The following is a 14,378-nucleotide window of genomic DNA, read 5'->3' as shown; positions in this document are numbered from 1 at the left end:
CTGCTTAGCAGTCCATTGCGCTGTTATTGTTTATTAATTGTGTGCCTCATGAGTCCATACCCTGAGGCCAAAGCACTTGGTTATCTAAAAGCGGCCATCATTTGGGGCAACGCTGCGCTTTCGTATAGGTGTTATATTCCGTATCATTGGGTTTTAGTCAAGTGAAAGAAGCGGATGAATATTCAACAGGTTATTGACGACATTAACACCGATGTACGTTCACGATTGTCGCAGTTCGAGGGCGCGGTGGCCAGTTATATTCCGGCTTTGGCTGAGGTCGATGGTGAGCAGTTTGCGATGGCGGTGCATACCGTGGATGGGCAAACCTTCAGCACCGGCGATGTGGACGTGCCTTTTACCATTCAATCGGTCTCCAAAGTGCTCACTCTCACCTTAGCGTTGCAACGCTATGGCAATTCGTTGTGGCACCGTGTTGGCAAAGAGCCTTCGGGCACTGCATTTAACTCGCTTACCCAGCTTGAATTTGAACAAGGCATTCCGCGCAACCCGTTTATTAACGCCGGCGCGATTGTTACCTGCGATGCGCTTTACTCCCGCTTAAGCGCGCCCACTCACCACATGTTAGAAACGGTGCGTTGGCTCAGCGGTAATCCTCGGGTGTGTATCAACCAAACAGTATCTCGTTCAGAGTTTCAACACCGCCATCGTAACGCGGCTATGGCGCACTTAATGACCTCGTTTGGCAATTTTGAAAATGATGTGGAAGAAGTGCTCAAGGTTTATTTTGGCTTTTGCGCCATCGAAATGAACTGCCAAGAACTGGCGCGCACCTTTGGCTATCTCGCTAATCGTGGTGTCGACATCGCCTCAGGCGAGCGCATTCTGACCAGCAAACAAAACTCGCAATTGAACTCGCTGCTCTTTACCAGTGGCCTTTATGACGCCGCTGGCGATTTTGCATATCGCGTCGGCATGCCCGGTAAATCTGGAGTAGGCGGCGCCATTGTTGCCGTTGTCCCAGGGCAGTTTGCAGTCTCGGTGTGGTCACCCAAACTCAATGCCTTTGGCAACTCCAGCGCCGGTCTTTATGCGCTGGAGCAATTCGCCGACAGACTTTCGCTGCACCTGTTCTAAACCTTAAATTGACTCACTAAGTCACGCAGATGCTGCGCCCGCGCTAATAAACTTTGCGTTGCGCTTTGCTGCTGCTCGGCATAAGAGTGAATACTGCCGGCACTGTCTGATATTTCATGGGCCGACTGGTTAATGTGCTCAACCACTGTGCCCTGCTCTTCGGTGGCGGCGGCAACCTGATGATTGCCTTGACTGATCTCCTCAAACTTTTGCTGAATCGCGCGCAGCGACGCCACCGCCGTTTGCGTGTGCTCAGTGACTTGGCGGCTACTTTCTGTGCCTCGTGCGATGGCCTCTTGTGATTGCGTCGAGGTGCTTTGCAAGCGCGCCACTTGATCGCGGATCTCTGAGGTAGACTTTTGCGTACGCTGCGCCAGTGAGCGCACCTCATCCGCAACCACAGCAAAACCGCGCCCTTGCTCACCGGCGCGAGCAGCTTCGATAGCGGCGTTTAGGGCTAATAAATTTGTTTGTTCAGAAATGGCATTGATCACTTCCACCACCGAGTTAATTTCTGCCGCCTGATTAGCAAACTCACCCACGCTGGTATCCACATTATTGAGAATATCGTTGAGTTCTTGCATGGTTTGCGCGGTGAGCGTCATATTGTCGTTGGTGGTGGTCGTTTCACGCACCGCTTCTTCGGTATCACTGGCGGTACGGTGGGCAATATCGGATACCTCGGTAATCGTTTGCCCCATTTCAGTGATCGCTGTCGCGACCTGATCCGTCTGTGAGCGCTGGCTTTCTGTGGCGCTGAAGGTTTTATCGGAAAAATCAGCCAGCTCAGCAATGCCCTCGCGCATCGCTTGTTCGGTGACACTGATTTCATCCACCAGCTCAGCGACTTTGGTAATAATGGCGTTAAAGCCCTTGGCCAGATGCCCCAACTCATTATCAACGCTATCATCAAGGCGCGTACTTAAATCGCCTCCTTGCCCAGACATGGCAAGGAGGTCATCACCCACAGTACGAATGCGGCTGCTTAGCCAATTGGCAAAATACATGGTTAGCACCAAGAACACCACTGCAAGTACCACACTGGCAAGAACCGACGTCCAAATAACCGAGTTAATCGCGCCGGAGATCTCATGCTCTGGCAGCACCGCGACCAGTTTCAACTCGGTGCCTTCAATGGGCATCACCGCACCATAAACCGCCTCGCCATCGAGCTCAGTTTCATTGAGTACAAAGCCACTGCCATTGCTAGAGAGAGCCGATCTCAGTGGTGTTAATTGGTTAACATCGGCCACCGTTTTACCAATAAAGCGGCTGTTTTCATGAGCAATAATACGCTGTGTGTCATCAACCAGGAACAGATACCCTTGCTCGCCAACTTTACGTGAGGTAACCATATTGGCAATTTTCGACACATCATAACCCAGTCCCGCGACTCCTGCGCGCTGGCCATCAATACTCACTAGGGTATTAACGTATAAAGTCAGTTGCCCACCTTGTTCACTGGCATCCAGCGCCAACTGTTGCTGTGCACTGCTGGAAATGAAATCAAAGAACCAGCTGTCCCGTGATTCACTGCGCGATACCTGTTTAAACAGTCCACCCTCGGTGTAATAATTCAGGCTTTCTCGGCTTACCCAAAATACCGATGTCGCACCGGATTTTTGCTGTAAGTCGCGAAAGTAATCAAGCACCAGTCCATGCTGAGCACTCCCTTGCTCGCCATCACGCACCCATTGATGCAACATCGCGTTTTGCGACAGCGTTTTTGAGACCGTAGTGGGATACATCAGTTCAGCTCTAATTTCGTTCGCTACTCGCCCAACAGTATCTGGTAATAACTGCGTTTCAGTTTGCCGATAATAAAGGCTGGAAAACTGCCCAGTATTAATGAGTGCGGTCACTAACGTAACCACAAACAGGGCGACAAACACAAAACCAATGAAAATGGTTTTGAGGGTGAGGTTCTGCATGGTGTAGCTCCTAAAACATCGGTCTTATTCACTATGGCACAAGATTGTTAAATTGCGATTAAAACGCTGCTAATCGCTTCATTTTTAACACTTTTTGAACCTATATTGGAAAACTCATTGGGGCCGTTGTACATCGCCATTATGCTTGGCTAACAGCACCATCGCCTCTTTTAAAGGAACTGCAGGAGAGTAATAATAACCTTGGCTAAAGTGACAACCATACTCACGCAATTGTTGCTGTTGCTGCTGTGTTTCCACGCCTTCGGCAATCACTTCCATATCCAGCTCTGAGGCAATACGAATAACGCTGGCAATCACCACTTGGTGCTTGTGTTCGCTGAGCATTTGCTGGGTAAAGCTCTTATCGATTTTAATGTAATCAGCATGTAGGTCGATAAGGTGACTCAATGATGAATACCCTGTACAAAAGTCATCCAAGGCCACCATGACTCCTTTGCTACGTAACTCATTAAGCACCCCTTCGGCTTGCTTTCGGGCATGAATGGCCACCGATTCGGTCACCTCAATGGTCAAACTGCTGGGCTTTAAGTTATAGTCAGCCAAGGTATCGAGCACCGTATCAACGGGATGCAATACATGGTTAAATTCTGAGGCTGAACGATTCACTGCCATGCTGATGTCGTTGTAGCCTTGGCTATGGATCCATGCCAAATCGGCCAGCGCTTTGCGCAGCACAAACTGACCCAAAATAGCCACAAGTCCGAACTCCTCAGCGATGGCGATAAACTCATCGGGACGGATCACCCCAAGCTCTTCATCGCGCCAGCGTGCTAGGGCTTCAAACTTAACAATACGCCCGCTTTGGTTATCGATAACCGGTTGGTAGGCCACATCTAGGCCATCAAAGCGCAGTAGCTTATGGAGTTTGTCGCGCAGTTTAAGTTTACGCAGGTAAATGGCTTCAATCTCTTGGCTGTGTACGGCAATGCTATGAGACTGAGCGCGCTTAACACTCAACATGGCATGATTGGCGTTGCGAACGAGCACCGTGGCGCTATCGGTATCGCTATGCATGTGGGCAATGCCAATACTGCAACTTAGTTCAATGCTTAAATCACCCAAGCGTATGGGCTGGTGGATTCGCTCCAACACTTTCTCGGCGCAGCGGTGCGCGTGCCCAGGTTTGGCATCGGCAATTAAAATAGTGAATTCGTCACCGCCATAGCGGCTGATCACATCATGATTACGCACACAATTTTGCAGCCGCAACGCCACCGCAATCAGTACCTTATCGCCAATTTCTGGACCATATAAATCGTTGATATCTTTAAAACGATCGAGGTTTAAAAACAGCACTGACGCGTGCTGCTCCTGAGCGCGAAACAACGAAATGTGTTGCTCCACTTTCTCTAAGAAACTGCGACGATTAAAAAGCCCTGTTAAGGGTTCTTGGCTTGCGTAAAACCGTAGTTGGCGCTCACTTTCTTTCCATTGGCTAATATCACGAAACAAACCAATATAATGGGTAATTTGTCCATTAGCACCACGGTTAACAGTGATCGACAGCTCTTCTGGGTAAATTTCACCATTTTTACGACGATTATAAATCTCGCCTCGCCAGTGGCCCATCTGCTCGAGCTGCCGCCACATTTCATGATAGAACTCTGGAGGATGCTGACCTGAGGAAAGCACTGCGGGTGAACGCCCTTTTAGTTCACTCTCACGATAACCGGTATACAACTCAAAGGCGGGGTTAACCCGTAGGATGCGGTTATTGTTATCGGTGATCATGATGGCTTCTTTGCTTTGCTCAAACACGATATTACGCAGTGATAGCTCGGCTAACAGCTTATCCTTTCGCGCCAAGTCAGCATCGTGGCGGGCTTGAGCAGCAACGATAAATGCCAAGTCCTTGAACCACTGCTCATCAACTTGGTCAAACGTTCGCTGTTGGTCAAATAGCGCCACCAAAATACCAATGGGTTGGCGTGATACATCGCGCAGCGTCACACCGATGTAGGCTTCAACCCCCAGCTCCGCAAGCATGGTATCACCGGGAAATAAATCAGCCACATTATCGCCAAAAGCACACACATCGACGCTCTGTAATGCATCGGCGCACGGAGAGCCAGCCAGAGGATATTGGAAATTTGCGCGTACGGCACCGTCTTGATGGTAAGCCACAGTATGTACTTCTGTCGCGTTGGCGCATAACTTACCAACAAAGCAATGGGCTGCGCCAAAAGCTTCATCAATCATACTCAGTGCCAGCTCATAGGCTTGCTCGCTGCAGCTACATTGGTAAAGCGCGTTAAAAGACGATGTCATATGATTCTTGTAATTTTGTATACCATTTCATAAGAAGCTTAGCACAGTATCAGGAACAGGCTTTGAGGGAAATTCTGGTTATTGGTTAGCTGGCAAATGTATGATTCAAATCAATAAATTACAAGAGTTTAATTGTTACTTTCCAACAGTTTAACAGCTGTGATCGGAGCGCATGCTAGCCGGTGGTGAAACTTTGCTCATCACATCTTGAATTACGTCGTTAAGTTACAAAGTGAAGGATGATCAGCGCCCAGAAGTTGATATACTATCGGCAGTTTCTAAAACGGTAGGTGTGCATGACTAAACAGGCGAATAAACGCAAAAATACTTTACTGAGCATTTGTGTGTTTTGCTGCATTGTGCTGAGCCTAAGCTGGTTGTTTATTAATGACTCGGCGCTGCTATTGGTGATCACACTGCTGATGATTTTGCTGTTGGTATGGGGCATTGCGCAGCGCCTATTGTCGCTTTGGGATAAACAGCAACCACGCAAATAACTCTAGCCCAGCAACTCCACCTCGCAGCGATTGCGGCCTCGTTGTTTCGCCCGATACAGCGCATTATCAGCAGCTTTAAGCACCGCATCCACCGAGCAACCTGGCTGCCACAAACTCACGCCAAGAGACACTGTCACTTGCGGTACTGGTGTAAAATCATGGGCCTGGATAGTCACTCGCAAGCGCTCTGCCAGCTCTAACGCAATGTCTTTACCTATGCCTGGGAGAATAAGTAGGAACTCTTCGCCACCACTGCGACACACGCCATCGTATTCTCGACAACTGCTCTGCAATAGCTGCCCTAACCCTTGTATAACGTCATCACCCACATCGTGGCCATAGTTATCATTGACACGCTTAAAGTGGTCGATATCCAAGGTGATCACCGCAAAGGCTTGTTCATCAGCGACCATAGATTGAATAAACACTTCCATATAACGGCGGTTGCCAATGCCGGTGAGCGGATCGGTTAAGCTTGCTTTATTCAGGTCGTTAATACGCTGGTGCTGCTCATTGCTGTAAGTTCTCAGTGCATTGCGTAGCGTTTTCGCTTCAAAAAACCAGGTTGGCACATCATCATATTCTTTACTTGAATCGGCCACGCGTTGCGCGAGCTGTCGCAGCGGAGCACTAATTAAATTCGCTAAATACCAAATCACTAATAAGGTGATCACGGTCACTGGTGCAGCTTTGGCAAGCACGTTCATTATAGTGTTGCCGACACTCTCAACGACTTGATTGCGCTCAGTCCCCACTAGCACCACCCAATTCGCTGTGCGCACAGGTGCATAGCCCACTAACATAGCGCCAACACCTTCGCTGCCACTTTGCATTTGCGCATTGGCAAACGCAGGCCACAATGGCGAAGCGGGCGTGATTTTGGAACCCACACGCTGGCGTTGAGAATGATAAATAACACTGCCATTTGCGCTGAGCACCATAATATTGGCTTTGTCGTTGTGAAAGTGCTGCCCGAGTAGCCGCGAGAGAATATTGTCGCCATGCAAATAAATGGTGCCAGCTATGTAGCCTTGATATTGCTCATCGGCGCTAAAAATGGGGTGTGAGGGGCTCACAATTAAATTACTAGCCGGCGATACAAACGGTTGAGGAATAGTAGGTGCTTGTGCGCGCAAAGATTGCTTAGCACTGTCGCTTTCTAACCTCACACCTTTAACACCCAAGGTTAACGGCGCAGTGCTGGTAATAACGCCTTGCTCGTTCACCACCACCACAGAGTTGAAAGACGCGGTTTGCTCTAATAAGCGCAGCGTTTCTTGCTGCTGTGATTTTAGGGTATTGTTATCAGCTAATCGCGCAGCGCTATAGCGCAACTGCATTTGTAAAGAATTGAGGAACTGTTCGGTAATATCAGAGAGCTTACTGGCATAAGCCTGATTGGATGCCAAGGTATGGGCCACCATTTGCTGGCCGTGTACTCGGTAGTTAATAATGAACTGATTACCGAGGGTGACCATCACACACAGCACCGCAAACCCGAGAATAACTTGGCGTAAGTCAATCACACCAAAACGGGAAAACTTCATATACACAGCCCAACTACAAGCACTACCTACTACTTTATGAGTATAACAATAGCACTAATCATCAAGCTTGTGCTACATCAAATGATCTTCCTACTGCGATGCCCCGTACTGCTCGGTAGAGAACTATGTATCACCTTAGGTGCAATCGTTTAACTACGGTTGTCGAACAACAATGCTATTGCTGACACGGCTGTAACTATGAATCAACCAAGCGCACATTTAGATTTAGCCGAACTCACTGAGCTGGAACTGTTTACCTTATGGCTTTGCCTGCATGCAGACAAAAGCAAGGAACAGGTTTTGGCACAATTACAACCCATGCTTGGCAGCGCTTTTTTATCGCCGCAAACCATGGCGCAGCGTTGGCGTGAGGATGTTTACAGGCAACTTATGCACAAAGGTATGGCCACAGAGCAGCGCCCGGCAAAGCCTGGGTTTGCGGATTATCTATTTTGCCTGTTATCAAAAGTGCCTGATGTAGAAACGCATTATGCCAAAGAGCTGGCGCTATTGGAGTCCATTATTCAGCACCCAGAGAAGTATCAAAACAATCCAACCATCATTCAGCATTGGTTGGAATCCCCTATTCACTGACCTGAAAAACAGGCGAAAAATTCATCAACTGTTCAGTATGATTGCGAATCGCGCTTTTTGGCTATAGCTAAATGTGGTCACAAGCTTTAGACTACGTGTAGATAACACCTTGTTTACCCATGTTTATAAAATGAGATTCGCGTATTTCGTCTTATTCCTAACCTTGAGCCTAGCGAGCACTCAAAGCAGTGCCCGCGAGTACAACAGTGCTATGTGTATTCTTTTGAAGCAGCAAATGGCGCAGTTTGATCACTCTCGCACGCACCCAAGTTATCGCAGTGCCAAACGAGATTACGATGCCAATTGTAAGAATATAGAAAAACGCACACCGCAAGCGAAAGCGACCTCAAAGCCCGAAAATGACCAATCTCAGCCTCAGGAAGTAGCCAGTAAACCTAAGAAGGTGCTAAAAGAGCAAAGACCTGAGGCCGAACCAACAGTTACCACCTCTGAGCCGCAACTTACTATTGTCGAGCAGCGTGCCGCCGAAGAGGCTGCAAAACAAGCGAAGGCAGAAAAAACACAAACTACCGCGCCAAAAACAGCTCCGGTGACAGCGAAAAAGGTGGCTCCAGCCCCAGTACAAAGCCAACCTTCAGAGCCGAGTTCACCTTTCGTTGGCTTGATTTTCCCTGCATTAATAGCCTTGGTGCTTATTGCCATGCTAATTACGTTGCTGATTTTTATTCGCAGCAACCGCAGCAGCCAAGGTAAAGCTGTGAAGCCGAAAAAGACAGCGGCTATCAAAGCTATTCCTGTGCCGAAGTTGCCTAAGAAACAGGTTAATTACAAAAAGATGTGGCAAAAGGTCACCGGTAAACAACCTGACACGCTCGACCCACAAGTTTATAAACGCTTTTCTTCGGTCCCTGTACTGGTGGGTCCAAAAGCCAAATCATCAGCCATCGAGCAGTTATATATTAGCCCGTACGGCGTGTTTATCGTGGCGCGACCAAACCAAGAAGGCGATATTTTTGGCGGCGAGCACGCTCAAGAGTGGACCGCCCGAAACGGCGATGAAGAAATCAAGTTTGATAACCCCATCACCGAGCTCAAGGCCCAGGCTGCCGCGCTAGCTAAAGTACTGGACATACAAGAGCAACAGGTTAACTTACTGGTACTGTTTAGTAACAACGCTTTATTCAAATCTGATTTGCCTCCGTTGGTGATGCAGCGTGAAGACTTGGTTGACTACATTCTTAGCTACAGTGTTGAAAGCTTCGACGCCCAACAATGTTCTAACTTAGTCGACAAGGTGAAGCAATTGCTTGCTCAGGGAAGCAACGCCGCGCTGGGCGCGTCTTCAACCAAGCCGTTAATCGAGACGCCCGTGCAGCCACCAAAATCAGAGCCGCGCACTGAGCCTACGCCTCAACCAAGCGCTGCACAAGAAGAGACATCTCGCCCTGAGGTGCCCGCAGAGAACGTTGCGCCGATGCCCAAACCTGCCGCAGAGCCTCGCTCCAGCGATCCGGAAGGAGCAAGCAAGAGCGCGGAAATTCACCCGTTCAAACGCAAAGACGACGCACCCAACTCGGACGATACAGCGCACTCTAGTAAAGATTCAGCACCCGCGCCGACTCCCAAACCGACACCTGCAACGGAGCAACAAGAGCAAACTCCTCTGCCCAGCAGTGACAACAGTAGCAAAGACTGGTCGAATATGAGTGATGAGGAGTTTATGGCGTTTTTAGAAGCCGCCAATAAACGTGCAGGTGGCGAGTCCGACCCAAGCTCCGATGAGCAAGCATCATCCACTTCTGCCGCAGAGCCGCCTGCATCAAGCTCGCAGAAAAGCCATGAGGATTCCAGCCAAGGGGATGACCCGTTTGACGACTTTGACCCGTCACAACCCTTGGTAGAGACCCCTGAGCCTGAGCCTGAGCCTGAGCCTGAGCCTGAGCCTGAGCCTGAGCCTGAGCCTGAGCCTGAGCCTGAGCCTGAGCCTGAGCCTGAGCCTGAGCCATCAATTATTGAGCCCCAAAGCACAGCAACACAAGCGCAAACATCATCAAGCGATGAAGAGTTGGCGCTAGATATTGACGATGGTAATAGTCAAAGCCTTGATGACGCGCTTGCGGAGTTAGAATCTGCGCTTTCAGAGCAAGACCAGCAAAGTGAAGAAGCTCGCACTGATGACTTAGAGCCGGAACAAACGAGCGCTGAAGACGAAGACAAAGACAAAGACAAAGACAAAGACAAAGACAAAGACAAAAAGTCGAATCCTTTTGCTAATCTTTCGCTAGACCCTGACTTTAAGCCAAGCGAAGAAAAAGTAGATATTGGCGCCGGCCCGCTCGATGACGAGAAACCAAAACGTTAGTGCCTGCGTATTATTTACTGGTGCGAGTGGTATTGAGCGAACGTGCAAAAATAGTCAGGCTACAACGCCGTGTGGTGCCTATAATAAATAATTGTCAGTGGCTCACACTGGCGCAGTAAAGCTCCAGTTACGTATCTAGCGTACGGAGCAAGATTGGGCATAGTCACAACGTTTTTGTTGTGAGGAGAGTGGCAAATGGTTGATTTATTTCAGCTTAACTTGGCTTTAACTAACCCAGGTTTAAGCCACATAGAAAAGCTGCAAAAGATAGTTCACACTGCAGCAGAGCATGTTCCCCAAGCCGATGTCGTAAGCCTTTGGGTGGCCAATGAAAACACCTCAAGTATTGTGTGCATCGCTAAATTTGATAAACACACCGGCGCCTATTCTGACGGCGGGGTTATTGGCCAAGATACAGCCCAGGCTTATTTTTCTGCGCTATTCAGCCATGATTTTCTTGCCATTGAAGATGTGCGTCACCACCCGTTTACCAAACATATGGTCGCAGGCTACTTTGAGCCATGTGGCTTTTACTCTTTGCTTGATTACGTGCTGCACGATAACTTCGAGCCAAGAGGGGTGCTTTGCTGTGAAAGCCGCACGCAAGTGCCGCAATGGCAGGACCAAGAAAAAGCAGCATTGAAGCGCATTGCCAATATGAGCTCGCTGTTCTTCGATTTGCCCACCTACCAACGCGCCGTGGGCTAGTTTATTGACTGATAAGTGCTATCACTCACACCGAAATAACACATTGATTTGTGAACTAAAGCTGCTAATTTAGACGCAGGTCAATTATCTAGGAGTGATGATGGCGCACATCGATTTTACTACAAAAATAAACACCGCACGCCAAGTGAACCCGCTGAAAACTTTGCATACCAGCTTAGAGAGTGATCGCGGCCGCATCATCAACTCCTCCGGCATACGTCGGTTGCAGCAAAAGACTCAGGTATTTCCATTAGAGCGCAATGCTGCCGTACGCTCTCGCCTCACCCACTCTCTTGAGGTACAGCAAAACGGCCGCTTTATTGTGCAAAAACTGTTTTCTAAGCTCAATGCACAAGAGCGTGCATACTATGGCCTCACCGACATGGAGCGCCCCTTTGAGACCTTAGTGGAAATGGCGTGTTTGATGCACGATATAGGTAATCCGGCCTTTGGCCATTTTGGTGAGGCCGCCATCAACCACTGGTTTAGCCGCTACCTGCAGCAACGCTTTGGCCCGTTGCCGACGCTTGCGCAAACACACCCGCTAAAGCACCAGCTAATGCTTGATTTACAAAGCTTCGAAGGCAACGCGCAAGCGATCCGCGCAGTTCACTCGCTGTTAGCGCTGAACTTAAGTTACAGCCAAATAGCAGCGATTCTTAAATACACTCGCCCCGGCACTATGGCGAAAAACGCGCGCCCTAAAGATAAAAGCTACCTTATGAAAAAAGTCGGCTTTTACCACAGCGAGGCCGCGTTCATCGCTCAATTGGGTGATGCCTTAGAAATGGATAATGGCTGTCGTCATCCCGCCAGCTACATTATGGAGGCCGCCGACGACATTGCCTATTGCTTAGCCGATATGGAAGACGCAGTAGAAAAAGGCATACTCTCGGTGGAGAAATTGGTGCACTACTTAGATGACGCTTATCGCCAGAGACTGGCCGCACTGGATACCGCAGAGCAAGGTTACAGCAACCTAGTGGCCAAAGCCTGCGAGTTTGCCCGGCAAAAAGCAGATGAGGCCGAGTTTAACTACAACAACACCTTTTTCATTTATCTGCGTGTCAAACTCCTACACCCGTTGGTCGAGCATGCGGCAACGCGCTTTAAAGACAACATAGAGCACGTTTACGCCGGCACCCTCAACGCCTCATTAATCGAAGATGGCAGCCACCACCAAGCCATTACCGATGCCTTGAAAACAGTCGCTCGTGAACGCGTATTTTGTCACCCCGAAGTTGAAAAGCTCGAGCTACAAGGCTATAAAATCATCTCCGGTTTGCTCGATGAATACCAAGTGCTACTCGATTTAGAGTATGAGCAATTCACCCAAGTGCTGAGTCACCACAAAGACTTTTTAATTGCCACACGCATGGTGAAGAAACTCTCGGGGAAATACCTCAACGTTTATGAAAAAGCCGTTGCTGCGCTGGATAAAAACGCCGAACACTTTCACCTGTACGAGTTTTACCACCGCTGTCGACTGATTCAAGATCACATCAGCGGCATGACCGACCAATTCGCCTACGACGAGTACCGTACTTTAAAGGTGGTGGAATAAGTGATGATGATAAAGCTTCGAGCTTTATAAAATCTAAAAGTAAGGCATCACCATTCTTGAAGCTGTTGCATTTCTCGTAAACGATCACGCTGCAACACTAAGGCATCGAAAAGATCATCGACTGAGGTATTATTAATATCTAAATTCGGTAGAGCCAGGTTAGCCTCTGCAAAAAACCGTTGCTTTTGTCGATTCGCTGCATCGCCAGTATTAAGCCAAGCACTGCGCCACCAGTGCTTTATTAAACCTTCTTGAGCTTCTAGGCGCTGCACACTTGGCAAGCGGTCACGCTTTTCGTTGTTGGCTTGAGCTGATGCGGGAAGCAGATTCCACAGGTCATTATTGGGCCATCGCGCAAAGGGCATGCAATGATCAATGTCATACTCTCGTTGCAGCTTACGGGTTGTCCAGACACAAGATAAGCTCTCACCTGCATGGCGCAGTTGGTCAAAGCGCTGGCGTACCTCGGTTGTCGTTCTTTTCGGCTCTAACCAACTCAATGCTTCGATAAAAATATGACGCTTAGTGGGGCACTGGTACTGGTTGTTGCCCTGATAGGACTGCATGGTTTTAGCCCATTCATTGACTAAAACAGGCTCAATCCAGCAGGCATAGCGATTAAGCGCTGTCCAGGTGTGCTCAGGCAAAGAGAACTCGCCCCATTTGCATAACGTTTGAAAATCAAGAAATAGTAACTCAGTAGCTCGCACTACCGAACTGCTGAGTTCAAACACGCATTGCTGCGTATTAGGGAAAGTAATGTAACGACAAGGCATATCACGAATGTTACTCACCGCATGCGACAACGTGCGACACACAGATTTTGCCTCTTCTCCCTTAAAGCCATTCCCGACTTTCAGATCTGAGGCGGTGAGGTGGCCTAATTTGTGCCAACCATTTTTCTTCATAAAACCCATATTGGGGCTTTTATTGGGCGTTTGATAAAGGCGGTAGTGATCAATTAAGGTTTTATATTGATGGCACCAATAAAGAGCAACTAAGCCAGCTGGCAATATCACGCGATTATCCTCGCGCCGTATTACAGCACCGGGGTGGCCATCGGCAATACGCAGTAGCACTCGCATTAAGGCGAGCTTATGTGTCGCTGACTTACCATCATTTAACGCCACATGGCGGATCAGCGGAAATGCACCGGAACCATCATCTGGTAAACGAAAAACCAACGTTTGCCAGCTTACTTGCTCACGTTTTAGCTTATCGCCCTCACGTTCAGTACATAGAGTGCAACTAAGGCCCAAACTGCGAGCCATCGCTTTGAGCGAATCGGCGCAAACTTGATACATAGCTCGCTCACTACGCTCATGCTCACCTTGACCATAACGCAGGGAAATAACAATTTGTCCACCTGGTTTAAGTAAGTTGGTCAGTTTACGCAACGAGCGCTCGCGTTGAGACTCCGGAATGTGCATCCAAACGGCGCTAAGTAAAATAAGATCGAAACTGATTTCTAATCTTGTCACGGCGTGAAGTGCTGGTAATGAGTCCGTGAGCCAGGTCACAGGTAAGCCTTGCGTATGCTGCTCACCGAGCTGAGCTAACAGTTCCGCTGGCTCCACAGCATAGACTTGAGCTTGGTTACCTTGTTCAGCAAAATAGCGCGCGTCACGACCTGCTCCAGCACCAATATCAAGGATCCGAGCGCGAGCCTTGCTCAGTACCGGCACAATATATGGCATACACTGCTCATGTACCTGCTCAAAGTCAGTGCTTAGATATTGTTCAGCTAAGCGCTCAGCATGGGTGTTGTAAAAGTCGCTACTCACAAAAAGCTTTGTTATTTATAAAGTTAGTTAAAAGCTATCATATAAC

At 48.7% G+C, this 14,378-nt stretch carries 10 protein-coding genes; 6 read left to right on the top strand and 4 right to left on the bottom strand.

Annotated features, from left to right (window positions below):
• Positions 1 to 174 precede the first annotated feature (174 nt).
• On the top strand, positions 175 to 1,095 hold the full coding sequence (gene glsB / locus MHM94_RS02015) for a glutaminase B (RefSeq protein ID WP_138588546.1): 921 nt from the start codon (positions 175 to 177) through the stop codon (positions 1,093 to 1,095).
• Here glsB and MHM94_RS02010 read toward each other — a convergent pair.
• Entirely contained in the window at positions 1,092 to 3,026 is a 1,935-nt protein-coding gene (locus MHM94_RS02010) for a methyl-accepting chemotaxis protein (RefSeq protein WP_235418612.1), read from the bottom strand. The two genes, glsB and MHM94_RS02010, sit on opposite strands and share 4 nt — an antisense overlap.
• A 114-nt stretch (positions 3,027 to 3,140) precedes the next feature.
• Positions 3,141 to 5,315: an EAL domain-containing protein gene (locus tag MHM94_RS02005; protein WP_235418611.1), complete on the bottom strand. Its 2,175-nt coding sequence runs from the start codon at positions 5,313 to 5,315 to the stop codon at positions 3,141 to 3,143.
• 296 nt (positions 5,316 to 5,611) lie between these two features.
• Between MHM94_RS02005 and MHM94_RS02000 the strand changes: the two genes are divergently transcribed.
• On the top strand, positions 5,612 to 5,812 hold the full coding sequence (locus MHM94_RS02000) for a hypothetical protein (protein ID WP_045980600.1): 201 nt from the start codon (positions 5,612 to 5,614) through the stop codon (positions 5,810 to 5,812).
• Positions 5,813 to 5,814: 2 nt separating this feature from the next.
• Here MHM94_RS02000 and MHM94_RS01995 read toward each other — a convergent pair whose 3' ends face one another.
• The gene (locus MHM94_RS01995) at positions 5,815 to 7,359 is read right to left on the bottom strand and encodes a sensor domain-containing diguanylate cyclase (RefSeq protein WP_235418610.1); all 1,545 of its coding nucleotides are present in this window, start codon (positions 7,357 to 7,359) and stop codon (positions 5,815 to 5,817) included.
• 198 nt (positions 7,360 to 7,557) lie between these two features.
• Between MHM94_RS01995 and MHM94_RS01990 the strand changes: the two genes are divergently transcribed.
• From MHM94_RS01990 to dgt, 4 genes are all read left to right on the top strand, one after another.
• Positions 7,558 to 7,953, top strand: a complete 396-nt coding sequence (locus MHM94_RS01990; protein ID WP_026111298.1) for a hypothetical protein — start codon at positions 7,558 to 7,560, stop codon at positions 7,951 to 7,953.
• Between the two features lie 130 nt (positions 7,954 to 8,083).
• Positions 8,084 to 10,276, top strand: coding sequence for an NERD domain-containing protein (locus MHM94_RS01985; protein WP_235418608.1), 2,193 nt, complete (start codon positions 8,084 to 8,086; stop codon positions 10,274 to 10,276).
• 195 nt (positions 10,277 to 10,471) lie between these two features.
• Positions 10,472 to 10,984, top strand: a complete 513-nt coding sequence (locus tag MHM94_RS01980) for a GAF domain-containing protein (protein WP_022946437.1) — start codon at positions 10,472 to 10,474, stop codon at positions 10,982 to 10,984.
• 100 nt (positions 10,985 to 11,084) lie between these two features.
• Positions 11,085 to 12,548, top strand: a complete 1,464-nt coding sequence (gene dgt, locus MHM94_RS01975; protein ID WP_235418606.1) for a dGTPase — start codon at positions 11,085 to 11,087, stop codon at positions 12,546 to 12,548.
• A 47-nt stretch (positions 12,549 to 12,595) separates the two neighbouring features.
• Here the strand turns inward: dgt and MHM94_RS01970 are convergent, their stop codons facing one another.
• Positions 12,596 to 14,332 (bottom strand): methyltransferase domain-containing protein, encoded by a 1,737-nt coding sequence (locus MHM94_RS01970; protein WP_235418604.1) that lies wholly within the window; start codon positions 14,330 to 14,332, stop codon positions 12,596 to 12,598.
• Positions 14,333 to 14,378 lie beyond the last annotated feature (46 nt).

Source organism: Pseudoalteromonas sp. CNAT2-18.1, from assembly GCF_022347865.1.
Taxonomy (GTDB): Bacteria; Pseudomonadota; Gammaproteobacteria; order Enterobacterales; family Alteromonadaceae; genus Pseudoalteromonas; species Pseudoalteromonas ruthenica.
Note: the sequence above shows the minus strand (reverse complement) of the source record. Positions and strands in the feature narration are given on the sequence as shown.